The sequence below is a fragment of the Nocardia sp. CDC153 genome (assembly GCF_035818515.1).
Classification (GTDB): Bacteria; Actinomycetota; Actinomycetes; order Mycobacteriales; family Mycobacteriaceae; genus Nocardia.
The window spans coordinates 1,099,540-1,122,406 of sequence record NZ_JAYKYU010000001.1 but is presented as its reverse complement, the minus strand read 5'-3'; the positions used below and the strand labels follow the sequence as shown (position 1 = coordinate 1,122,406).

The following is a 22,867-nucleotide window of genomic DNA, read 5'->3' as shown; positions in this document are numbered from 1 at the left end:
TCAGCTGCAGCTCGGGACGTCCTTGCCCGCGTTCAGATCCTCGAGCGATTGCACTGCGCCGGACAGGTTTTCGACCTTGACCAGGCGCAGGCCCGCCGGGGTGCGCTGGGCGGCCTCGTTGCAGTTGGCGGCGGGGACCATGAAGGTCACCGCACCCGCGTCGCGGGCGGCGATCATCTTGTATTGAATGCCGCCGATCGGGCCGACCTTGCCGTCCGGGTCGATGGTGCCGGTGCCCGCGACGAACTTGCCGCCGGACAGGTCGCCGGTGGTGAGCTTGTCGATGAGGGCCAGGGTGAACATGAGACCCGCGGAGGGGCCGCCGATTTCGCCGAGATTGAAGTCGACCTTGATCGGGCCCTTGTTGATCTCGTCCGGGGTGACGCCGAGATAGCCCTTGCTCGAGTCGTCGGGGCGCGCGCCGACCGGGATCTCGACGGTCTGCTCCGCGCCGTCGCGGCGCACGACCAGATGCACGGGGGTGCCGGGCTTGGTCGAGGAGACCGCGGTGACCACGTCCTTGGTGGTGGCGACCGGCTTGCCGTCGATGCTGACGATCTCGTCGCCCTTCTTCAACAGCTCCTTGGCGGGACCGTCCTCGGCGACATTCGCCAACTGCACCGCGGTCGGCAGTTTCAGATAGTTGAGGGCCGCCAATTCGGCGGAATCCTCGGAATCCTTGAACTGCTGCTGATTGGATTTGTCTACCTCGTCACGCGACTGTCCGGGGGGATACACCTCCGCGCGCGGCACCAATCCGTGTTGACCGTCGATCCACAGGCCGATGGCCTCGAAGATATTCAGCTTGTCGCGAACGGACACCGTCGTCATATTCAGGTTGCCCGAGGTCGATTTCACCTCCGCGCCCTGCACGTCGACCACCTGTTTCCCCTCGACAACGCCCAGCGTATTGAAGGTGGGACCGGGTCCGAGCGCCACGAACGGGACGGTGACGACACTGCCCACGACGCCCAGCACCAGAATCGGGACCAGGGCGGCGAGCAGGGTGACAATGCGGCGGTTCACGCGGCCAAGGGTACTGGTCATCAAGGCCATTGCCGCGTTCCGCTCGGCGGTTCGCGTGGTCCGTGGCTCCAGTACCGTAGATGCCATGAGTGATTTTCCGTTCGGATTCTCGAATCGCGACGACGACCCGGAGCGCAAGCCCGGGGACGAGTCGAGCGGTTCTGGTGCGAACAACCCGTTCGGATTCCCCCTCGGGGGTGCCGGCGGCGGCGGATTCGATCCCTCGCAACTCGGTCAGATGCTGACGCAGCTGGGCGCCATGTTCTCGAGCATGGGGCAGCCGGGCGGGCAGAGCGGCGGACCGGTCAATTACGACATTGCCAAGCGTTTGGCCCGCCAGCAACTCGGTTCGACCATCGCGCCGATCGCGTCGGGCACCCAGAGCGCGGTCACCGACGCGGCGCGGCTGGCGGAACTGTGGCTGGATTCGGCCACCACCTTCCCCGCGGGCGCGACCAAGACCGTCGCGTGGACCGCCAACGACTGGATCGAGGAGACGCTGCCGACCTGGAAGCGGCTGTGTGATCCGGTGGCCGAACAGGTTTCGGGCATGTGGACCTCCACGCTGCCCGCCGAGGCCAAGGAATTCGCGGCCCCGATGTTCGGCATGCTCGGGCAGATGGGCGGGCTCGCCTTCGGCTCGCAGCTGGGGCAGGCCCTGGGCCAGCTGGCCAAGGAGGTGCTGACCTCCACCGATATCGGGCTCCCGCTGGGCCCGGACGGCACGGCGGCGCTGTTGCCCACGGCCATCTCGGAATTCAGCGCCGGGCTCGAACAGCCCGAGAGCGAGATCCTGGTCTACCTGGCCGCCCGCGAGACCGCGCATCAGCGGCTGTTCGTGCACGTGCCGTGGCTGCGCCAGCAGGTGCTGGGCGCGGTGGAGGATTACGCGCGCGGCATCAAGATGGACTTCTCGGCCATCGAGCAGGCCGCGCAGAACCTGGATCCGATGACGCTGGCGCAGGATCCGTCGAAGCTGGAAGAGCTGCTCTCACAGGGCACTTTCGAGCCGCAGACCACACCCGAGCAGAAGGCCGCGCTGGAACGGTTGGAGACGCTGCTGGCCCTGATCGAGGGCTGGGTGGAGACCGTGGTCACCGACGCGGTGGGCGATCGGCTGCCCGGCGCGGGCGCGCTGGCCGAGACACTGCGGCGCCGCCGCGCCACCGGCGGTCCGGCCGAGCAGACCTTCGCCACCCTGGTCGGGCTGGAACTGCGGCCGCGCAAGGTGCGCGAGGCGGCGGCGCTGTGGCGGCGGCTGACCGCCGATGCCGGGCTGGAGAAGCGCGACGGCGTCTGGGCGCACCCGGATCTGCTGCCCGACTCCTCGGATCTGGATTCGCCCGCGGGCTTCATCGATTCGGTGCTGGGCGGCGGGACGAGCGCGTTCGACGATCCGCTGGCGCAGCTGGCCGAGACGGAGGCCAAGGAGCGTGCCGAGAAGGAAGGCAAGGGCGAGGATTCCGACGGGGAAGACTCGAAGCAGTAGTTGTGGATAACCCGCGAAAGCGCTGATGAACAAGCGTTTTCGCGGGTTTTCGCTACGTGCTGGGCGCGCACGCTGGTGGCATGACGACGATCACCGCGAACCGTGGGCCCATGCTCCATCCTCGAATCAGCGTGCTGGTGCGGCGCAATGGCGCGGTCCAGCTGGGATGGCATCCGGAAAGTGCGGTCATCGTGCGGCCGCCGGGGCCCGTCGAGAAGGTGCCCGCGCTGGTGCGGCTGCTGGACGGATCGCGGACCGAGGCCGAGATTCTGTGGCAGGCGCGGGAATTGGGGTTCGACACCGCCGTCACGCGGGAATTGTTGGATCGGATGGCGGATGCCGATCTGCTGGCCGGTGCGGAGCCGCGGGCCCGGTTGCGGACGGTGCGGATTCACGGACGCGGGCCGCTCGCGGATGCCCTCCTGGCGGGCGTGCGGCGGATCGGGTTGCGCGCCAAGTATTCCCACGGGCGCTACCGCGAGGACCAGGCCGATGGTCTGGCCGTCGCGCGTCCGGATCTGTTGGTGCTGGCCGACGCCCTGGTTCCGGACCCGGGTCTGGTGGCCGAGCTCATGCGCCGCCGCATTCCCCATCTGCCGGTGCGCATTCGCGAGGGGCACGGCATGGTCGGCCCGCTGGTGTTGCCCGGCGAAACCGGTTGTCTGCGTTGCGCGGATCTGCACCGGACCGATTACGAGCCGGACTGGCCGCATCTGGCCGCGCAATTGCTGGGTCGGGTCGGGTACGCCTCCCCCGCGGGCGTGGCCATGACGGCGGCCCTGGCGCTGAAGGAGATCGAGACCGTGTGCTTCGGGCGGGCCGAGCGGCCACCGGCGAGCTTGAACACCACCCTGGAGTTCGATCTCGAGGTTCCGCACCTGGATCGGCGGGTCTGGCCCGCGCATCCGAGCTGCGGTTGTGGCGAAAGCGCATGACTGTGACGGAAACCACTATCGTTCGCGACCCAAACAAACACCCAATTACCGTGGCGCACCGTCTGGGACATCGGCATGATGGGAACGTGTCAGAGATTGTGAGCAAGCGCTCTTCCCGTAATGCCAAGCTGGCCAAGATTCCGCTCGGCATCGCAGGGCGGGCGGCCGTGGGTTTCGGCCGCAAACTTGCCGGGGGAGACAAGCAGGAAATCAATGCCGAACTGAATCAGAAGGCCGCCGAACAGCTGTTCGCCGTACTCGGTGAGCTCAAGGGCGGGGCCATGAAGTTCGGGCAGGCGCTGTCGGTGATGGAGGCCGCCGTACCGGAGGAGTTCGGCGAGCACTATCGCGAGGCGCTCACCAAGCTGCAGGCCGCCGCGCCGCCCATGCCCGCCGCGGCCGTGCACCGGCAGCTGGATCAGCAGCTGGGAACCGGTTGGCGGCAACGCTTTCGGGAGTTCGACGACGCGCCCACCGCCTCGGCCAGCATCGGGCAGGTGCACAAGGCCGTGTGGTCCGATGGCCGCGTGGTCGCGGTGAAGGTCCAGTACCCGGGTGCGGACGAGGCGCTGCGTGCCGATCTCAAGACGCTCAATCGTTTCGCGGGCATGCTGGGCACGCTCATTCCGGGCGCGGACGTCAAGCCGATCCTGGCGGAGATCAGCGAGCGCACCGAGGAGGAGCTGGACTACCGGATCGAGGCCGGATACCAGCGTCAGTTCGCCAAGGCCTTCGACGGGCACCCGCGGTTTCTCGTGCCCAAGGTCGTGGCCAGCGCCCCGAAGGTGATCGTCACCGAGTGGCTGGACGGCGGCACGCCCGTTTCCAAGATCATTCAGCAGGGCATGGCGGATCCCGAGGGCACCCTGGAGTTGCGCAATCGCGTGGCCACGCTGATGGGCGAATTCCATTTCAGCTCACCATCGATCGCGGGTCTGCTGCACGCCGATCCGCACCCGGGCAATTTCATGATGCTGCCCGACGGCCGGCTGGCCGTCATCGACTACGGCGCGTGCGCTCCCCTGCCCAATGGCTTCCCCAAGATCCTGGGCCAGATGGTGGCGCTCGAGGTGGAGAGCCGCTACGACGAGCTGACCGCACTCCTGCACGACAACGGCTGGGTCATCCCCGGAAAGACCCTGAGCATTCAGGAGATCCAGGATTACCTGCGCCCCTTCACCGACCCCATCAAGACCGAGACCTTCCACTTCACCCGCCGCTGGATGCAGCGCGTGGCGGGCAAGGCCACCGACATCTCCAACTCCGAGATGATGAAAACCGCCCGCTCCCTACAACTCCCCGCCGAACACGTCATGATCTTCCGAGTCCTCGGCGGCTCCGTAGGCATCTGTGCCCAACTCGACGCCGAAGTCCCCTTCATGAAACTCATGAAGGACTGGGTCCCCGGCTACGCCGAAACCCTCCGCGCCGCAAGCTGACACCCCGACAGCTCGCGGTCCTCGGACTTCTGGCGAACGGGCTTCAGGAGAAGGCCCCTGGGCTCTCGTGAAAGAGGTTTCAGGGGAAGGCCCCTGGGGTCTCGTGAAAGGGGTTTCAGGGGAAGCCCCTGAGAGTCCGAGAGTTGTTGTTACGCAAAACGACCCGCCTACCGTCTGGTAAGCGGGTCGTATGCGTTCTACTCCCCCGGATGCGGGGGTGTTCATGCCACCGCGACCTTGCGCGGGCGTCCACGGGGACGCTTGCGGGCGATCACGACACCCTGGTCGAAGATCTCGCCACCCCAGACGCCCCAGGGCTCAGCGCGATCCAAGGCGGCCGTCAGGCAGCCCTGGCGGATGGGGCAGGACGCGCAGAGCGCCTTGGCCTCTTCCAGCTGGGCGGGGGACTCGGCGAACCAGAGGTCGGGGTTGCCGACCCGGCAGGGCAGGGTGAGGGCGACGACCCGGCGGGTGCGGGCGGTCGTGTTGGCCACGGTGTTGCGGCATGTCACTCGTTCACGGATGACCGTGGTGGTAGACACGTCGGGCTCCTTCAGCTCGTGCTTCGGTCGTTCGGTGTGTTCGCGAAGACCGGTGCCGGTGGGCTGAGGGCCGAAAAAACATTGGCCACGGTATTCGCGCTTTTCGCGATCCGTGGCCAGGAGGTCTGGGAGGTATTCCCTACCTGAGTCGACTTCGGTGTCGACTCCTGATCACGGTCGCTGGGTCGGTGGTGTTGGGGCGGACTGCGTGCAGATGGACCGGACGCTCGATGGCGTCGGTCGGAACTGCCACGGTTTCGACGGCCGCATACACGGCTGCCGGTCGCCAGTCGCCCTTGGGCTTGTCCTGCTTGATCACGATCTGCTGATCCGCTTGGGCTTTGCTTGCAAAGACCTGAAGACCAAGATCGCCAATCACGCCGGACATACGAATCCCCTGGAACGCGAGGATCCCCCGGGAGGCGGACATGACAGTGGACGTCGCAAAGCTGCCGGCGGTCACGCCGGTTGCGTTGAGATTCAAGATTCCGTTCATTGGTCTGCCTCCCTCCTTCACTCGTATGCGATCAGTTTTTGGAACACGGGGTTCTCGCCCCGGGTACGAAGACCACACTAGGTAGTCATACGGATGTACACAACCTATTTTTGACCTGCGCTTTTAGGGGCTTGCGCACAGTCGCCGCGCACACTAGGAAGAGTCCCGAAGCCGCGAGCGGACGATGGCCAGCACATCCGCCCCGTAAGTCTGCAGCTTCTTGGCCCCGATGCCCGGGATCGCGACCAGTGCCTTGTCGTCGGCGGGCCGTTGTTCGGCGATGGCGGTCAGGGTCGTATCGCTGAACACCACAAAATGTGGCAGCTTCAGCTCATCGGCCTTCTCCCGACGCCATTCCTGCAGCGCCGCGAGCAGTTCGGTGTCCACGTCGGCCGGACAGCGCGAGCAGCGGCCGAGCATGGTGGCCTGGGTATTGAGCAGCGGGCGGCCGCAGATGCGGCAGGTGGGGTGCGCGCGCTTGGGGCCGGGGCGGCGATCGGTGGTGTGGGTGGCGATGCGCGAGGCCGGGGAGTCGTCGGGGACCAGGCCGATGAGGAAGCGCGAGCGGCGACGCACCTTGCGCCCGCCCGCGGATCGGGCCAGGGCCCAGGACAATTGGAGGTGCTCGCGGGCGCGGGTCACGCCGACGTAGAGCAGTCGGCGTTCCTCCTCCAGCGCGGACTCGTCGGAAACCGTTGCGTCCGGGCCCAATACATGCTGGATCGGCAGTGTGCCGTCGGCCAGGCCGACCAGGAACACGGCATCCCACTCCAGACCCTTGGCCGCGTGCAGCGAGGCCAGGGTGACGCCCTGCACGGTCGGCGCGTGCCGGGCCTCGGCGCGGGCGGCGAGTTCGCGCAGTAGGCCGTTGAGATCCAGCTCGGGCTCGTGTTCGGCGAGTTCCTCGGTGAGCTGGACCAGCGCCATCAGCGAGGACCACCGCTCCCGGGCCTGGACACCGATGGGCTCCTCCTTGGTCAGCCCGACCTGGGCCAGCGCGGCCCGGACCAGCGTGACCACCTGCTCGCCCCGGGCGTCGGGCAGATCGTCGCGATTGGCGGCCTGCCGCAGCGCCGACACCGCCTGGCGCACCTCGGGCCGGTTGAAGAAGCCCTCGCCGCCGCGCACCTGATACGGGATGCCGGCCTCGGTGAGCGCCTGCTCGTACACCTCGGACTGCGCGTTGATGCGGTAGAGGATCGCGATTTCGGCGGCGGGAACACCGTTTCCGAGCAGTTTGGCCACCGCCTTGGCGACGGCCGCGGCCTCGGCGGGCTCATCGTCGAATTCGGCGAAGACCGGTTCCGGCCCGTCCGCGCGCTGGCCGATGAGTTGGAGCCGGGTGCCCGCGATGCGCCCGCGCGCCGCGCCGATCACCCGGTTGGCCAGCGAGACCACCTGCGGCGTGGAGCGGTAATCGCGTTCCAGCCGAACCACCGTGGCGTCCGGAAAGCGACGGGAGAAGTCGAGCAGATAGGTGGGCGAGGCTCCGGTGAAGGAGTAGATGGTCTGATTGGCGTCGCCGACCACGGTCAGGTCGTCGCGATCGCCGAGCCAGGCGTCGAGCACCCGCTGTTGCAGCGGGGTGACGTCCTGATATTCGTCCACCACGAAACACCGGTAGCGGCCGCGGAACTCCTCGGCCACCGACGAATAGTCCTCGAGCGCGGCCGCGGTGTGCAGCAGCAGATCGTCGAAATCGAGCAACAACCCATCGGGGGTGGTCTTGAGCGCCTCGTAGTAGGTGTAGACCGCCGACACCTTCTTCGCCTCGAAGGGCACGTCGCGGTGGCGGCGGCCCGCCTCGCCCGCGTAGTCCTCGGGGGCGATGAGCGAGCCCTTGGCCCATTCGATCTCGCTGATCAGATCGCGCAGGCTGTCGGTGTCGGTGGGGAGCCCGGCCCGCCCGGCGGCCTGGGCCACGATGGGGAACTTGCCGTCGATCAGCCGCCACGGCACATCGCCCACGACCTGCGGCCAGAAGTATTTGAGCTGCCGGAGCGCGGCGGCGTGGAAGGTGCGCGCCTGCACCTGCCCGGCCTCCCCGCCCAAACCCAAGGCCCGCAACCGGTTCCGCAGCTCACCCGCGGCGCGGGCGGTGAAGGTCACCGACAGCACCTGATCGGCGCGGACGTGCCCGGCCGAGACCAGGTGGGCGATGCGGTGGGTGATGGTGCGGGTCTTGCCGGTGCCCGCGCCCGCCAGCACACAGACCGGTCCCCGGGGTGCGCGCACGGCCGCGGCCTGCTCGGCATCGAGTTCGTCGAGCCGGAGCTGGGAGTCGGTCGCGGCAGTCACGCGCTCCATCATGGCAAAGCCCTCCGACAGATGAGGCGGCCCTCGGCGTGGCGGCACGGAATCCTGGATCATGCCGGTCGGTCCGGTTACCGTGCGGATGTGGTCGATGAGACGCATGAGACGAGCAGCGCCGAGCCGCCGGAGACTCACGAGCGCCATGCGAGCTGGATGGAATTGTTCTTCGACCTGGTTGCGGTGGCGGGCATCAGCCAGCTGACGCATCTGCTGCACCGTGGGCCGTCACTGACCGACTTCGCGCTGTATGTAGTGCTCTACCTGGCCTTCTGGATGGTCTGGGCATGCATCACACTGTACGGCGATATCGCCCGGGATCAGGCGCGGGTGCCGCTGATGCTGGCAGCCATGGCGGGGCTGGGCCTGATGGCCGCGGCCGTGGCCGGCATCCCTGATCGGCACGCCACCACGTTCGCCGCGGTCTACGTCCTGGTTCGGCTGGGCTCCGAGCACCTGTGGGGCCGCGGCAAGATCGTGGTCGACTGGCCGGCCGTGCAGCTCACCGCCGGCGTGTACCCGTGGCTCATCTCACTCTGGGTGCCCGAACCGGCGAAGTACTGGTTGTGGGCGGCGGGCCTGGCGCTGGACCTTTGGATCATGTTCGCAATCAGCGCCGAGTGGATGATGGCCGAGGCCCATAAACACCTGGCCGCCCGGATACAGCGGATCGAACGGAGTCCGCGCTTCGATCCGGACCGCTGGGATCCCGAAAAGGTGCCGAAAATCGAAGCGGCGCACGCCGATCCGGCGCATCTCGGCGAGCGTCTCGGGCTGTTCGTCATCATCGTGCTCGGTGAGGGAGTCATCGCGATCATCACCGCTCTCGGCGGCGTCCAATGGAACGCCGGGGTCCTGACCCTCGCCTTCGCCGCCTTCGTGATCCTGGCCGGATTGTGGGCGCTCACCCTGCTGTACGGCTTCGTGCCGCGATTGATGACCGAGGGCGTCGCCGCCTCGAAGGAGCCTTGGCAGCGCATCATGCTCACCCACTGCGGCATCACCGGCGCGCTGGCCACCCTGGCCGCCGGGCTCGGCCTGGCCATGGATCACTCCCACGGCCACCTGAGCACGGGTGTCGGCTGGGCGCTGTGCGGCGGTACCGCAACCTATTTCGCGGTGGTGGGACTGAGCGGCATGCGCAGCGGGGTCGGCTGGCGCTGGCTCCTGGCCTGGCCGCTCCCCTGCGCGGTCCTCGCCGCCGCCCTCGGCGCGTTCGCCACCCACCTGACCGCCCTGCCCCTGGTGTGCGCGGTCGCGGCCCTGGTGGTCTGGCCGCTGCTCTGGCAGACCTGGTCGGCGGGCAAGTGGCGCAACGGTTCCGGGGTCGCGGTCTAGTCGGTCGATTCGCGGTCGCGGAGTTGGCGGAGGGCAGCGGTGAAGCGGGGGGTGCGGTCGCCGAGGGGGGAGAAGAATTCGCGGTCGCAGGCTTCCACCGCGACTATGGCGCGATTGACCAGGGCCGCACCGGATTTGGTGGGGACGAGGGATTTGGCGCGTTTGTCGGTGGGATGGTCGCGGCGTTCGAGGAGGCCCTTCTGTTCCAGGGTGCGCAGGACCTGGGAAGTCATCATGGGGTCGGTGGCGGCCTGGTCGGCGATGTCGCGTTGGGTGACGGGGTCGCCGCCGGACCGGCCGGTGAGCCAGGTCAGGGCGGCGAGCAGGACGAATTGGACGTGGGTCAGGTCGAAGGGGGCCAGGGCCGCGCGTTGGGCGGCCTGCCAGCGGTTGGTCACCTGCCAGAGCAAGAGTCCGGGGCTTTCGTCGGCGTGCTCGAATTCGGTGTGCAGTCCTGCATCCGTCACTGGCCGACCATAGCGCGGGAGATGACCTCGAAATCGTGGGCGCTGAGTTCGACCAGGCCGCGCCGCAGCACGATTCCCCAATTCGGGACGCTGGTCAGGTCGAGGTCGGTGCGCAGCTCGTCGATCGGGACCTCGCGGGCCGCGGGGTCGTAGTCGACCGCGCGCCGCCAGGGGCGGAAGCATCCGCCCGGTTCCTCGACCTGCCACGCCGGGCCCTCGGCGATGGTGCCGAGGGCGGTGAAGGACTTGATCGGTTCGCCCTCGCGCATGCCGGTGCGCGGCGAGTAGTAGACGAGCCCGTCGCCCGGGCTCATGCGTTCCACGGCCGCGCGCTTGCCGTGATTGGCCTGCGCGAAGCCGAGTTTCACACCCCGGCGGACATGATCGCGGGAGACGACTCCCAGCCAGTACCTGGTCATACCAGCACCGCCTCGGCGGCCGCGACCAGCGCATCGACATCGCCCGGCAGCGACTTGGCGAGATCCTTGCCCATGATCTTGGTCCAGAGTCCGCGCAGCGGGCCCTCCATGGTGATGCGGACCGAGACGGTGGTGACCCCGTCGACGGCGGTGACCTGGTGAGCGAAGACCAGCCGCGCGCCGATCAGCTTGGACGAGTCGATGAATTCGGTATCGGTGAGCTTGGTGACCACGAACTTGGTCTTGGGCCCGCCCTTGGGCTTGATGACGCCGGTCGCGCCCTGCTCGAAGGTGCCGTCGAGCCGAGCCCATTCGGTGTCGGAGTTCCATTCGTGCCAGGTGCCCATGTCGGCCCACTTGGCGAAGAAGGCGGCGGGAGCGGCGGTCGAGGTGGCGGTGGCTGCTGCGATGAACGTCATGCATTTAGTATGCGCGCTTACTATTCACTCGTCAACCCCTGAGTTTCGATCGGCTCACAACAGGCCCGGAGCAGGGAACATGATCGGGCCGGAGTATGTTGCACGACTCGTGACTGCCACTGACCTGACCATGTACTCGACCACCTGGTGCGGCTACTGCCGTCGGCTGAAGACCCAGCTCGACGAGGCCGGGATCACCTACGAGGTGATCGACATCGAAGAGCACCCCGAGGCCGCGGAATTCGTCGGCAGCGTGAACGGCGGCAACCACGTGGTGCCGACGATCAAGTACCGCGACGGCTCCACCGCCACCAATCCGAGCCTGGCTCAGGTCAAGGAAGCGCTCGCCGCCATCGGCTGAGCGCCGCGCATACGGTTGAAGCCGCACACCGAGGGGTGTGCGGCTTCACGTCGTCTTCGGACCGCGCGGCTACGGACTACGCGTCGGCGGCCCAGGATTCGACAATCGTGCGGGCGATCGAAATCGAGCCCGGCAGCAGCAGTTTCCGGTCCGTGGTCTGCAGGACCTCGCTGTCACGTCCCCACGCGCCCGCGGCCAGCGCCTCGCGCACTTCCGCGCGCGTGAACCAGTACGCCTCGACGATCTCCCCGTCGTGGAATGCCAAGGGCTGCTCCGGATCCGCGACCGCGGTGAAGCCGAGCATGAGCGAGCGCGGGAACGGCCAGGGCTGGCTGCCGAGGTAGCGGATCTCGCGGACGTCGACGCCGACCTCCTCCTTGATCTCGCGTTCGACGCAGCGCTCGAGCGACTCCCCCGCCTCCACGAATCCGGCCAGCAGCGAGAACAGTCCCTCGGGCCAGACGTTCTGGCGGCCGAGCAGCACGCGCTCTCCGGTCGGGTCGGTGATCAGGCAGATGACGGCCGGGTCGGTGCGCGGGAATTCCTCGTGCCCGGCCTCGCTGATGCGCGACCAGCCGCCATTGGCGGGGACGGTCGGGGTGCCGTCGGCGGAGCTGTAGCGGGCCTTGTCGTGCCAGTTCAGCAGAGCGATGGCGGTGGACAGCAGGCCGGTGCCGAAATCGTCGAGTTGCAGGGTGGTGCCGTAGGCGCGCAGATCGACGAGGGTGCCCTCGATGTCGTTGTCGCGCACGGCCCACAGGTGGGTGTCGCCGTCGACGCCGAGGAAGACGGCGTCGGGGGTGCGTTCGGCGGCGAGGTCGGTGGCGGGCTCGAGCAGTACGCTGCCGCCGTCGATGCGGACCTGGCCGCGTTTGTTCATTCGGAGGAGTTTCGCCTGGGCCCAGCCCTCTTTGAGGGCCTGCTCGTCGACGCGGAGGTGTTCCGCGCGGTCGAGAGTGGTACGGGAGAGCACCGGAACCGCATTCAGCTGAAAACCTGACACGGTTCGAGACTAGCCGGACCGGGTCATCCCGCCTGGACGCGGCGCAGATAGAGCAGCTTGTCGCGGGTCTCGAGGGCGTCGGTCTCGGGATCGCCGACGCGGATGAGCTGGCCGTCGCGGACCACGCCGAGCACGATATCGCGCAGGTGGCGCGGGGAGCCGCCGACTTCCTCGGGTTCCACCTCGCGTTCGGAGATGGCGAATCCGGCCTCGGGGGTGAGCAGGTCCTCGATCATGTCGACCACGGACGGGGTGGTGGTGGCGATGCCGAGCAGTCGGCCCGCGGTCTCGGAGGAGACGACCACCGAATCCGCGCCGGACTGGCGCAGCAGATGGGTGTTCTCGGCCTCGCGCACGGCGGCGGAAATCTTTGCCTTGGGGTTGATTTCGCGCGCGGTGAGGGTGACCAGGACCGCGGTGTCGTCGCGGTTGGTGGCGACCACGACGGCCGAGGCGTGCTGAACTCCGGCCAGCCGCAACACATCCGACTTGGTGGCCGAGCCGTGCACGGTGACCAGTCCGGCATTGGCGGCGAACTCGAGGACCTGCGGGTCGGTGTCGACCACGACGATGTCCCCGGCCTGGACGCCGTCGGCCAGCATGGCGTCCACGGCGGTGCGGCCCTTGGTGCCGTAGCCGACGACCACGGTGTGATTACGCACGGTGCGCCTCCATCGCTGAATCTTGAACGCCTGCCGGGACCGTTCGGTGAGCACCGCCAGGGTGGTGCCGACCAAGACGATGAGGAACATGATCCGCAGCGGGGTCACCACGAGAATATTGACCAGCCGCGCGGTGGACGTGACCGGTGTGATGTCGCCGTAGCCGGTGGTGGACAGCGACACCGTGGCGTAGTAGGCGGCGTCGAGCAGACCCATTTTGTCGCGGGCGTTGTCGTGGTAGCCGTCGCGGCCGAAATAGACCACCAGGGTGGCGAAGACCAGCAGGAACAGCGCCAGCGCGATGCGGCGCAGGAGCGAATACCACGGGCTGGATTGGGCGGTGGGGACCCGCAGGATGCCGACCAGGGCGAAATCGGGCCGATCGGTCAGATTTCCGAGACCACGCGACGAGTCACCGAACACAGCTCCGCAGCGTACCGGCCAGATGACCTACCACCCGGCATCCGGGGGCAGCGATTCCGGATCCGGCGGCGGTTCGAGGTCGAAGTCGAAGGGGATGTCGAACTCCGACGGGGGACGCAGCATTTCGGCGTCGGTGGGTTCGGGCGGGCCCGGGTCGTCGTCGTAGGGGTCCTCGAACGGGGGCAGCTGGGGCGGGGCCGGCGGGGTGCGGCGGGGAGCGGCCTCGGTGATGATGGCGGCGAGTTCGGTTGGGCCGGGCAGGTGTTCGGGGGCGATGGTGCGGCCGGTGCGGACGTAGTGGAAGGCGGCCACCGTGCGGTCGAGCACCTCGTCCTCGGCGCGGCCGCTGCGGGCGGCCTCGAGCCGGGCCCAGGCCAGCCGGTAGACGGCGAGCTGGATGGCGACCGAATCCTCCTCGGCGCGTTGCGGTTCGGCGCCGGTCTTCCAGTCGACGACCACCCAAGTGCCGTCGGGGCGGCGGAAGACGGCGTCCATGCGACCGCGGATCACGGTGCCCGCGAGCGTGGTCTCGAAGGAGATCTCGACCTCGACCGGGTTGCGGTCGGCCCACGGTGAGGCGAGGAACGCCTCCTGCAGGCGCATGAGTTCGGCGTCGGTGTCGGTGATGTCGGCCGCGCCGGGCAGGTCCTCGAAGCCGAGCAGGCGGGTGCCCGCGAACCAGCGTTGCAGCCAGGCGTGGAAGGCGGTGCCGCGGCGGGTGTAGGGGCTGGGCGGGTAGGGCAGCGGACGGCGCAGGCGCGCGGCCAGTTTCGCGGGATCGGCGCGCAGGTCGACCAGGGAGGTGGCGGCCAGCTGGCCGGGGAGTTCCACCTCGCGGACGGCCCGTTCGGCGGCGAGATGCTCGGCGAGGAGGGCATCCACATCCTCGGCCCAGCCCTCCGGATCGGCGTCGAGGTCGGAGTCGGGTGCTGCAGTCGCGGATTCGGGTGATGTCGCGTGTGTCGAATCCGGTTCGCCGGCGGCGGAGTTCGACGGGGATCGGCGGCTGGCGGTGGCTTTCGGCGCGGGGAGCTGGAAGTCGGGGCCGAAGTCGAATTCGGTTTGTTGCGGGCGGGATTCGGCGCGCAGGGTTTCCAGGGCGGCCTTGACCAGTTCCACGCCCTCCTCCACGAATTCACGACGCGAGCCGAGGGGGTCGCGGGGCCAGGTGGCGGTCGGGGGGTTGTCGGTGAAGGGGTTGGGGGTGTCGGGCAGGGGCGGGTCGTCCCAGCGGTCGATGCGCACGGTGCGGGACAGGGGCGAGTCCGGGGATTCGGACTCGTGTTTCAGCTCGAGCAGAAAAGCGGAGGGGCCCTTGGGTTTCGAGCCCGTCTCGGCCCAGTGGTGGGCGGAGACGAACAGGGCGCGTTCGGTGCGGGTGAGCGCCACGTAGAACAGACGGCGTTCCTCGTCCAGACGGCGGGCGGCGAGCGCCTTCTTGTGCTCGTCCAGGGCGCGTTCGAGGTCGGCGCGATCGTAGAGGTCGGCGAGGTCGAGGACCGGGACACCGTCGGTGGCGTCGTCCTGTTCGCGGTCGCCGCGCAGGGCGGTGGGCAGTTCGGCGAGCGCGCCCATCCAGGTGGCGGTGCCGGTGCCGGAGGGGAAGGTGCCGTCGACCACGTGCGGGACCGCGACCACCTCCCATTCCAGGCCCTTGGCGGCGTGCACGGTGAGCACCTGGACGCGGTCGTGGGCGACCTCGACTTCGCCCGGCTCCAAACCGTTCTCGACCTCCTCGGCGGCGGCGAGGAAGTCGAGCAGGCCGGGCAGGGAGGAGCGGTGGTCGGCGGAGTATCCGGCCACCACCTCGGCGAAGGCGTCGAGGTGTTCGCGCCCGGCGGCGGCGTGGGTGCGGCGGGCCTGGGTCTCCACGCCGACGCCGATGGTGCGCTCCACGTCGGCGACGAGTTCGGCCAGCGGTTGCCCGGCCCGCTCGCGCAGCGCGGACAGCTCCCGGCCCAGGGCGACGATGCGGGCGTAGCCCTGGGTCGAATACTGTTCAGGGTCACCGGGATCGGCGATGGCGTCGCCGAGTCCGGCCTTCTCGGCGGGCTCCGGGGCAACCTCGCGCAGCGCCTCGTCGAGGGTGGCGGTATCGGTGATGGCGTCGGTCTGCCCGGCGGGGCGTCGAATCGACAGCTCGCGCGCTCGCCGCGAGAGGGCGGCGATATCCGCGACGCCGATCCGCCATCGCGCGCCGGTGAGGATCCGGACCGCGGCGCTGCCGGCCGCCGGATCGGCGATCAGCCGAAGGGTCGCAACGATATCCGCGACCTCGGGGGTGTGCAGCAGCCCGCCCAGGCCCACGATCTCCACGGGTAATCCCCGCTCGCGCAAGGCTTCCGCCAGCGGGGCGGCGTCGGCATTGCGCCGCACCAGGACCGCCGAGGTCGGCGGCGGGAGGCCTTCGTCCGTGGCGGCCTCCCACTCGGCCGCGATTCGTTCCGCGACCCAATCGCGTTCCTCCACAATGGTTTCCGCCAATGCGAAGGCGACGGTCCCCTCCCCCGCGCCGGGCCGCGGCCGCAGCGCGTCAACGGTCACACCCCCGCCCCGGGCCGCCCGCTCCCGCAGCGGATCCGACACCAGATTCGCCAGATCCAATGCCTCGGGCGGATTCCGCCAACTGGTGAGCAGCGGCAGGATCGGCGCGGGAACCCCTGGTGCGCTGGGGAAGTCGGTCGCGAACCGCGGCAGGTTCGCCGCCGAGGCCCCGCGCCACCCGTAGATGGACTGCATCGGGTCGCCGACCGCGGTGACCGCCAGGCGCTGCCGATCACCCGGATCGTCCGTTCCGAACAGGGAGGAGAGCAGGATGCGCTGGGAGTGGCCGGTGTCCTGGTATTCGTCGAGGAGAACCAGGCGGAAACGGTCGCGCTCGGCGGCACCGACTTCCGGGTGGGTGGCCGCGAGGCGGGCGGAGAGGGACATCTGCGCTCCGAAGTCGAGTGCGCCGCGGCGGCGGAGCTCTTCGGCAAGACGCTCGACCAAGGGCAGCAATGCCACTCGTTCGTGTTGGGCCTCGAGGATGTCCAGCAGGGCCTTCTTGGGTCCGCCTTTCTGCCGCGGTCCGGCCGGAAGCGTGTGGACGAGACGCTCCAATTCCAGGTGGGCCGTGGCCAATTGGTGCGGTTCCACCAGGTGTTCGGCGAGTTGGCCGGACAGGGCCAGCACCGCCTCGGTGACACCGACGGGGCTGCGGTCGGTGTCGAGGTCGCCGTCCCAGGTGGAGACGACGCGGTAGGCGAGCTGCCAGAGCTGGGTCTGGGTGAGCAGGGTGGCGGTGGGTTCCACGGGCAGCAGGAGGCCGTATTCGCCGAGCAGGCGGCCCGCGTAGGAGTGATAGGTGCTGATCTCCGGTTCGGAGGAGGTGAGCAGGCCGCGCAGGCGTCCGGTGGGGTCGATATCGCGAATGACCGGTGCGCCCGCCAGGCGGGCCAGGCGGGTGCGGATGCGGGTGGTCAACTGTTGGGCGGCTTTTCGGGTGAACGTGAGGCCCAGCACCTGGTCGGGTTCGACCAGCCCATTGGCGACCATCCAGACCACCCGGGCGGCCATGGTCTCGGTCTTGCCCGCGCCCGCGCCCGCCACCACCAGGGTCGGACCCGCGGGTGCGGCGATGACGGCCGCCTGTTCGTCGGTGGGCGGCGGCAGACCCAGCGCGTCGGCGAGCTGACGCGGCGAGATCGCAGGTCTCACCCCGCCATCAGGCCCGACGGAATCGCCATGCGGCGGCACGTCCACTAGTCGGTCACCTGCCGACCGGTGTCCTGGACCGGGCAGCTGCCCGCCACCTTGCAATGGCGGCAGCCGTCATTGCGCATGGCCAGATAGCTCGGGCCCTTGGAGGCGTCGGCCGCGTCGTGGATGACGCCGCGCCAGGTGTCGATGCCCTCGGCGTCCAGCGGCGGCTGCATGCGCTGGGTCGCACCCTCCTTGGCATTGGGTTTGGCGACGTAGACCAGGCGCGCGCCGCCGGGCTCGCCCTCGCCGAGCGCGCCCTCGGCGGCCGCGACCTGGTAGGTGGCCAGCTGCGCGTGCTCCTCGGCGGCCTGCTTGGAGATGGGGGTCTTGCCGGTCTTCACATCGACGATGACGAAGCGACCCAAAGCATCTCGCTCCACCCGGTCCACGCGGCCGCTGATCCGGACCGGCTGTTCGTCGGGGCCGCGCGCGGGGAGCACGCAGTCGACCGGCACCTCCACGCCGATGGCGGTGAGTTCGTCGCGGGTATTGCGCAGCCAGGCCAGGAAGGTGTCGACCATGGTCTCGGTGCGGCGCAATTCCGCGCGGGAGTGCCAGTTCTCGCCGTCGCGGGCGCTCGGGTCGACCTTCTTCCACGCCTTCACCAGGGCGGCCTTCACCTGGTCCTCGCTGACCTGTCCGGCCAGCGCCTGCACCAGGGTGTGCACGAGATTGCCCTTGAGGGCGTGCTGGTTCTCGCCGTCCCCGCCGCCGTGTCGTTCCAGGGCCCAGCGCAGCGGACAGGTCTTGAGCTGGTCCACCGTGGACGGGGACAGCGCGATCGCCCCATCCGCGCTGTCCCACAGGGGATTCGAGGACGAGAGCTCGGCGGTGCCGTACCAGTCGTCGGGGTGCGCGCCCCGGACCCCGGCCTGCGCCAGCCGCGCCAGCTGCCGGGCCGCGCGCATCCGGCGCTCGGGGGTGGTCTCGGGATCGCAAGCGGCAGAGCGCAATTCGGCGATGAGCGCGTGCATGGCCAACGCCCGGCCCGGGTCCACCGGCTGCGGCACCCGCCCGGGTTGACCGTCGGCGGCGTCGGCGTCCATTTCCGCCAGGAATCGCGACGGCACCAGATCCTGATCGCCGGTGACCGATTCGACCGCCGTCACCAGCAGGGACCGCCGCGCCCGGCTGCACGCCACCAGCAGCAGTCGCCGCTCCTCGGCCAGCAGCGGGGCGGCGCGGCTCACCTTCTCCCCCGAACCGCCCACGCCCGCAAGCAGATCCACCAGCTCCTCGACACCCAGCAGGGTGCCGCGCGGGCGCAGGTTGGGCCAGATGCCCTCCTGGACGGCCGCCACCGCCACGGTGTCCCACTCGCGTCCGGCGGCCGCGTGCGCGCTGCAAATGGTGACGGCCTCCCCCGGATCGGTCACCGGCGCGTTGTCCTGCGGAATCTCCTGCTGCTCCAGGTATTCCACGAAGCCCTCGATGGTCGCGCGCGGCAGCCGGTCCACATACGACGCCGCCGCCTCGAACAGCCCGACCACCGCGTCCAGATCCCGGTCGGCCTGCATCCCGACCGCACCCCCGCGCTCGGACTGCCCGACCCACCGCCGCTCCAACGTGGAGGCGGTCCACACCCCCCACATCACCTCTTCCAGCCCACCCCCGTCGCGCCGCACCTTCCGCGCCCGACCCATGGCCTTCAACACCCGCCGCAGCGGCGCGGCCTCCACATCGGTGAGCTTCTCGAGCACCGCCCGATTCCCCACCCCCACAAGCAGATCCCGCAGAATCTCCGCCGACGACCGATCCAGATCCGCGTACCGCGCCGCCTCCTCGGACGATTCGACCTCGCGCGCGCCCCTGCCGGACTCGGGAGCCGATTGCCGAGCATCGGCCGCAACGGCATCGCCATGAGGCCCGGTGCCACCCGAATCCTGTTCCGCGACAGCGTCTTCGGCAGACCCCTCCGCTTCCTCAGCGCGCGCGCGGTCGGGCAGGCCGAGCTCGAGCACCGCCCGGCGAATACCGCGCCGCAACCGCCGCAGACTGATCTGATCCGCGCCGCCGAGCGGACCCGCGAGCAGATCCAACGCATCGTCGGCGGTGAACGCGATCGGCCGCGGATGCCGCACCGAGGTCGGATCCCCCGCCGTAACCGCCCGCAGCGCCAACAACATCCACATCGCACCCCGCCGCCGAGCCAACGGCACATCGGCCGGTGGCTGCCGCACCGGCACCCCGGCGGCCAACAGCGCCCGCCGCAGCGGCGCGAGCGACAACGGCACCGATCTAACGATCACCGCCATCTTCGACCAGGGCACCCCGTGCGTGAGATGCGCCCGCCGCAGATGATCGGCGATCAGCGCGGCCTCCTTCGCGGGCGTGGTGAGCACCTGCACCCGCACCTCGCCCGTGGATTGCGCACGCTCCCCGGGACTCTCGGCTACATCCGCAGACCTGGACCGCGCGGCACGATCCGTCATCCCGGCGTGCCTTTGGCCGGGATCCATATCCATGTCGTGGATTCCGGCCAAGAGCGCGCCGGAATGACGGGGTTGGTCGTGGCCGTTCGCGGTGGGGGCATCTCCGCTGGCGGGGGTGGCGTTGCCGGTCGCCAGGTCGTGGGCGATTTCGTGGAGGAAGTCGGCGGTGGCGGGGGTCCGGCGGAGGGTCGGGGGCGGGGTGCGGTGCGACGAGGAGCCGGGCAGGCGCGCCGCGATGCGGTCGGCTAATTCCTGGATAGCAGTGGCGGAGCGGTGGTTGCGGCGCAGGGTGATTCGGCGCGAAGGCGGCGCGTCCGGATCGGTGGCGAAGCGGGAGTCCGCGCCGCGGAAGGTGTAGACGGCCTGGTCCGAATCGGCGGCGATGACCGTGGTGGCCGCGCCGCCGCCGAGGGCGCGAATCAGGGTGGCGGCGTGGGGGTCGAGGTGTTGGGCGTCGTCGACGAGGATGCTGTGCAGTCGATTGCGTTCGGCGGCAAGGAGTTCCGGGTCGAGGTGGAAGGCGTCGAGGGCGGCGGTGACGAGTTCGGCGGCGTCGAGGGCGGGAGCGCTGGCCTCGGGGACGTCCATGCCGACCGACCAGCGCAGCATCATGATCTGTTCGTAGCGTTCGGCGAAGCGGCCCGCCGCGACCCATTCGGGATGGCGGTGGGTGCGGCCGAGTTCGATCAGGTCCTCGGGGCCGAGCCCACGTTCGGTGGCCCGGAGCATGAGATCCCGCAACTGCTCGGCAAATCCGGCGGCGGGCAGCGCCGGGTGCAGGCGCTCGGGCCAGTCGTGTGCGCCGTCGGCGAGGTCGCCGCGCAGCATCTCGCGAATCACGATGTCCTGCTCGGAACCGGTGAGCAGCCGCGGCGGCGGATTCCCGTGGGTGGCGGCGAAGGTCCGCAGCAGCCCGAAGGCGTAGGAGTGGATGGTGCGCACCAGCGGTCCGCGGGTGGCCCCGGGCACCCCGCCCAGGTCGGGATCGGCCTCGGCGATGCGGGCGGTGATGGCGGCGCGCACGGCGGTGGCGGCCCGCTTGGTATAGGTCAGCACCACCACCGATTCCGGTGCGGCCCCGGCCAGGATGCGCGCGGCGGCCAGATCCACCAGCAGCGCGGTCTTGCCGGTCCCGGGTCCGCCGAGCACCTGCCACGGCCGCCAGCCCGGATCCGCGCCCAGGTCGTCGAAGAGCGGCCGGAGCTCGGCGTCCCACTCCCGCGAGGGGGTCTCCGCCTGAGCCCGGCGCACCAACTGCACCGAGCTATCCGATCGCATCACGTCGGCTATTTCAACAGATCGCCCCGACAGTCCGCGTTTGCCATGAGTTGGCGGTGCCGTCGATCACAGTGCACACGATGGTCACGAACGCGGTCCGGCGCGGACGCCACGGGGTGCGCGAGGTGTTCTTCTCGAGCGCAGGCAGCAGAATGGGCGGGGTGGTGGAGCTGCATAGTCATCGTTTCGGTCCCTCGACCGGTCCGGTCGTCCTGGCATTGCACGGTTTGACGGGTCACGGCCGACGCTGGCAACGCCTGGCCGACGATCATCTCCCCGATGTCGCGATCCTCGCACCGGATCTGCGGGGACACGGGAGGTCGCCCGGCGTGCCGCCGTGGGATTTCGAAACTTTGGTCGATGATCTCGTCGTGCTGCTGGCGGCCGAGACCAGCGAACCCGTGGTGGTGCTCGGGCATTCGTTCGGCGCGGCCACCGCGGTGCACCTGGCGCACCAGCATCCGGAGCTGGTACGCGCGCTGGTGCTGCTGGATCCTGCCATCGGCCTCGAGCCCGAGCGCATGCTGCACATCGCGAATTCCATGCTGGCGGCACCGGATTACCCGAGCGTGGCGGCGGCCCGCTTCGACAAGCTGGAGACCTCGTGGGCCGAGGTGGATCCGGCGGTGCTGGACGAGGAGTTGACCGAGCACCTGGTCCCGACCACCGAGGGCCGGGTCGGCTGGCGCGTGACCATGCCCGCGATCATCTCCTTCTGGGGTCAGATCGCCCGCGAGTTCGTCCTGCCGCCACCGGATCTGCCGACCGTGCTGGTGCAGGCGATGAAGGTGAGCCCGCCGCTGGTGGCCCCGTCCTTCCGCGCCGCGCTCACCGAGCATCTCGGCGACAGCCTCACCGTCCACGAATTCGACTGCGATCACATGGTGGCCCAGGCCCGCCCGGCCGAGACCGCGGCCCTGGTCCGCGCGGTGCTCTGACATGGCGACCACCGACGCCGAGATCGAACGGGTCCGGGAATTGGTGGCGGCCATTCCGCCCGGCCGGGTCGCCACCTACGGCGATATCGCGGCCGCGGCGGGCCTGTCCACCCCGCGCACGGTCGGCTGGATCATGCGCACCGATTCCGCCGATCTGCCCTGGCATCGCGTGCTGCGCGCGAACGGCACGCCGGCACCGCATTTGGCGCACCGGCAATTGGCGGAACTGGCCGCCGAGGGGGTGCCGCTGCTGGACGGTCGGGTGGATCTGCGACGCGCGCGGCACAGCTTCGCCGAAAGCTGATCGGCACTGCTTCGGCGAAAGCTGATCGCCCGCCTCGCCGGCCGGTTACCGTGAATCATGTCCACCCGACTGGCGTGCGTGGTGTTCGATGCGGTCGAGCCCGGGTCGACGGCCCGCTTCTGGGCCGAGTTGCTGGGCTGGGAGGTGACGGTGGATCGGCCCGGTGAGGTCGAGATCGCCGCACCGGACCCGGACGGCCTGGACGTGGCGCTCACCTTCCTTCCCGCCCGGCGACCCAAGACCGCCCTGAACCGCATGCATCTGGACCTGTCCAGCCGCTCGCTGGATCACCAACGGCTGCAAGTGGATCGCGCGCTCTCGCTCGGCGCGCGCCGGGTGGACATCGGCCAGGGCGCGGTCCCCTGGACGGTGCTGGCCGATCCCGAGGGCAATGAGTTCTGCGTCCTGGAACCGCGGGAGGAATACGTCGATACCGGCGCGGTCGCCGCGATCGTGATGGATACCCGAGACCCTTTGCGGCTGGCCGAGTTCTGGTCCACCGCCGCGGGCTGGCCGCTGACCCATGAGCGGCCCGCCTACGCCGGTATCCGCTCGGCCACCGGGCAGGGCCCGTGGCTGGAATTCCTGCGGAGGCCGGACGCACCGACCAAGTGCGGCCGCCTCCATTTGGATCTCGTCGCCTTCCCCACCGACGATCCGCTGCAGGAGGCCGCCCGCCTGCGCGCGGCGGGCGCGGTGCCGCTCGGTCCCCAGGCCGCACCGCCCGGTTCCGGTGCCGCGACCAACGATCCGATCGCGGTGCTGGCCGATCCCGAAACCAATGAATTCTGTCTGCTACCAGCGACAGTCGATTGAACAGTCGCGCCGATCCGGCCCGCTTC

The 22,867-nt window shown here is 69.5% G+C and carries 19 protein-coding genes; 8 read left to right on the top strand and 11 right to left on the bottom strand.

The features are described from left to right. On the bottom strand, positions 1-1,026 hold the full coding sequence (locus VMT65_RS05045) for a YlbL family protein (RefSeq protein WP_326306720.1): 1,026 nt from the start codon (positions 1,024-1,026) through the stop codon (positions 1-3). An 85-nt stretch (positions 1,027-1,111) separates the two neighbouring features. On the opposite strand from VMT65_RS05045, the gene VMT65_RS05040 reads away from it, so the two are divergent. The 3 genes from VMT65_RS05040 to VMT65_RS05030 all read left to right on the top strand — a co-directional run bounded on the left by VMT65_RS05040 (position 1,112) and on the right by VMT65_RS05030 (position 4,889). Next, positions 1,112-2,515 (top strand): zinc-dependent metalloprotease, encoded by a 1,404-nt coding sequence (locus VMT65_RS05040; RefSeq protein ID WP_326306719.1) that lies wholly within the window; start codon positions 1,112-1,114, stop codon positions 2,513-2,515. An 80-nt stretch (positions 2,516-2,595) separates the two neighbouring features. After that, positions 2,596-3,450 (top strand): TOMM precursor leader peptide-binding protein, encoded by an 855-nt coding sequence (locus VMT65_RS05035; protein WP_326306718.1) that lies wholly within the window; start codon positions 2,596-2,598, stop codon positions 3,448-3,450. Positions 3,451-3,536: 86 nt separating this feature from the next. Continuing rightward, the gene (locus tag VMT65_RS05030; RefSeq protein ID WP_326306717.1) at positions 3,537-4,889 is read left to right on the top strand and encodes an ABC1 kinase family protein; all 1,353 of its coding nucleotides are present in this window, start codon (positions 3,537-3,539) and stop codon (positions 4,887-4,889) included. Positions 4,890-5,110: 221 nt separating this feature from the next. On the opposite strand, the gene VMT65_RS05025 is transcribed toward VMT65_RS05030, so the two are convergent. From VMT65_RS05025 to VMT65_RS05015, 3 genes are all read right to left on the bottom strand, one after another. Then, positions 5,111-5,431, bottom strand: coding sequence for a WhiB family transcriptional regulator (locus VMT65_RS05025; RefSeq protein ID WP_442789997.1), 321 nt, complete (start codon positions 5,429-5,431; stop codon positions 5,111-5,113). A gap of 139 nt (positions 5,432-5,570) precedes the next feature. Further along, complete coding sequence (locus tag VMT65_RS05020) at positions 5,571-5,927, bottom strand: hypothetical protein (protein ID WP_326306716.1); 357 nt, start codon at positions 5,925-5,927, stop codon at positions 5,571-5,573. 153 nt (positions 5,928-6,080) lie between these two features. Continuing rightward, a complete protein-coding gene (locus VMT65_RS05015; RefSeq protein WP_326307455.1) occupies positions 6,081-8,234 on the bottom strand; it encodes an ATP-dependent DNA helicase UvrD2 in 2,154 nt (717 codons plus the stop codon). A 90-nt stretch (positions 8,235-8,324) separates the two neighbouring features. Here VMT65_RS05015 and VMT65_RS05010 point away from each other — a divergent pair, with 90 nt between their 5' ends. Next, on the top strand, positions 8,325-9,575 hold the full coding sequence (locus VMT65_RS05010) for a low temperature requirement protein A (protein ID WP_326306715.1): 1,251 nt from the start codon (positions 8,325-8,327) through the stop codon (positions 9,573-9,575). On the opposite strand, the gene VMT65_RS05005 is transcribed toward VMT65_RS05010, so the two are convergent. The 3 genes from VMT65_RS05005 to VMT65_RS04995 are packed head-to-tail and all read right to left on the bottom strand — an operon-like array spanning position 9,572 to position 10,880. Then, positions 9,572-10,042 (bottom strand): MarR family winged helix-turn-helix transcriptional regulator, encoded by a 471-nt coding sequence (locus tag VMT65_RS05005; protein ID WP_326306714.1) that lies wholly within the window; start codon positions 10,040-10,042, stop codon positions 9,572-9,574. The genes VMT65_RS05010 and VMT65_RS05005 overlap by 4 nt on opposite strands. Then, entirely contained in the window at positions 10,039-10,461 is a 423-nt protein-coding gene (locus tag VMT65_RS05000; protein ID WP_326306713.1) for an EVE domain-containing protein, read from the bottom strand. The genes VMT65_RS05005 and VMT65_RS05000 overlap by 4 nt, the downstream gene beginning before the upstream one ends. Beyond that, positions 10,458-10,880: a hypothetical protein gene (locus tag VMT65_RS04995; RefSeq protein ID WP_326306712.1), complete on the bottom strand. Its 423-nt coding sequence runs from the start codon at positions 10,878-10,880 to the stop codon at positions 10,458-10,460. The genes VMT65_RS05000 and VMT65_RS04995 overlap by 4 nt, the downstream gene beginning before the upstream one ends. Before the next feature lie 109 nt (positions 10,881-10,989). Between VMT65_RS04995 and VMT65_RS04990 the strand changes: the two genes are divergently transcribed. Next, positions 10,990-11,241: a mycoredoxin gene (locus VMT65_RS04990; RefSeq protein ID WP_326306711.1), complete on the top strand. Its 252-nt coding sequence runs from the start codon at positions 10,990-10,992 to the stop codon at positions 11,239-11,241. 76 nt (positions 11,242-11,317) lie between these two features. On the opposite strand, the gene nudC is transcribed toward VMT65_RS04990, so the two are convergent. From nudC to VMT65_RS04970, 4 genes are read right to left on the bottom strand one after another with little or no spacing between them, the layout of a single operon-like run. Then, positions 11,318-12,244, bottom strand: a complete 927-nt coding sequence (gene nudC, locus VMT65_RS04985) for an NAD(+) diphosphatase (RefSeq protein WP_326306710.1) — start codon at positions 12,242-12,244, stop codon at positions 11,318-11,320. A gap of 23 nt (positions 12,245-12,267) precedes the next feature. Continuing rightward, positions 12,268-13,329 (bottom strand): potassium channel family protein, encoded by a 1,062-nt coding sequence (locus VMT65_RS04980; RefSeq protein ID WP_326306709.1) that lies wholly within the window; start codon positions 13,327-13,329, stop codon positions 12,268-12,270. 27 nt (positions 13,330-13,356) lie between these two features. Then, a complete protein-coding gene (locus VMT65_RS04975) occupies positions 13,357-17,028 on the bottom strand; it encodes an ATP-dependent helicase (RefSeq protein WP_326306708.1) in 3,672 nt (1,223 codons plus the stop codon). Between the two features lie 44 nt (positions 17,029-17,072). Beyond that, positions 17,073-20,756, bottom strand: a complete 3,684-nt coding sequence (locus VMT65_RS04970; RefSeq protein ID WP_442790197.1) for an ATP-dependent helicase — start codon at positions 20,754-20,756, stop codon at positions 17,073-17,075. Between the two features lie 179 nt (positions 20,757-20,935). Between VMT65_RS04970 and VMT65_RS04965 the strand changes: the two genes are divergently transcribed. From VMT65_RS04965 to VMT65_RS04955, 3 genes are read left to right on the top strand one after another with little or no spacing between them, the layout of a single operon-like run. Further along, complete coding sequence (locus tag VMT65_RS04965; protein ID WP_326307454.1) at positions 20,936-21,721, top strand: alpha/beta fold hydrolase; 786 nt, start codon at positions 20,936-20,938, stop codon at positions 21,719-21,721. 1 nt (position 21,722) lies between these two features. Continuing rightward, positions 21,723-22,025 (top strand): MGMT family protein, encoded by a 303-nt coding sequence (locus tag VMT65_RS04960; RefSeq protein ID WP_326306706.1) that lies wholly within the window; start codon positions 21,723-21,725, stop codon positions 22,023-22,025. Positions 22,026-22,082: 57 nt separating this feature from the next. Further along, complete coding sequence (locus VMT65_RS04955; RefSeq protein WP_326306705.1) at positions 22,083-22,841, top strand: VOC family protein; 759 nt, start codon at positions 22,083-22,085, stop codon at positions 22,839-22,841. Positions 22,842-22,867 lie beyond the last annotated feature (26 nt).

Bases quoted from the DNA above. Each gene is read 5' to 3' on its own strand.
- VMT65_RS05040 (WP_326306719.1), top strand. From the start codon at position 1,112: ATGAGTGATTTTCCGTTCGGATTCTCGAATCGCGACGACGACCCGGAG.
- VMT65_RS04955 (WP_326306705.1), top strand. From the start codon at position 22,083: ATGTCCACCCGACTGGCGTGCGTGGTGTTCGATGCGGTCGAGCCCGGG.
- VMT65_RS04960 (WP_326306706.1), top strand. From the start codon at position 21,723: ATGGCGACCACCGACGCCGAGATCGAACGGGTCCGGGAATTGGTGGCG.
- VMT65_RS05020 (WP_326306716.1), bottom strand. From the start codon at position 5,927: ATGAACGGAATCTTGAATCTCAACGCAACCGGCGTGACCGCCGGCAGC.
- VMT65_RS05015 (WP_326307455.1), bottom strand. From the start codon at position 8,234: ATGGAGCGCGTGACTGCCGCGACCGACTCCCAGCTCCGGCTCGACGAA.
- VMT65_RS04995 (WP_326306712.1), bottom strand. From the start codon at position 10,880: ATGACGTTCATCGCAGCAGCCACCGCCACCTCGACCGCCGCTCCCGCC.
- VMT65_RS05035 (WP_326306718.1), top strand. From the start codon at position 2,596: ATGACGACGATCACCGCGAACCGTGGGCCCATGCTCCATCCTCGAATC.
- VMT65_RS04965 (WP_326307454.1), top strand. From the start codon at position 20,936: ATGGGCGGGGTGGTGGAGCTGCATAGTCATCGTTTCGGTCCCTCGACC.
- VMT65_RS05000 (WP_326306713.1), bottom strand. From the start codon at position 10,461: ATGACCAGGTACTGGCTGGGAGTCGTCTCCCGCGATCATGTCCGCCGG.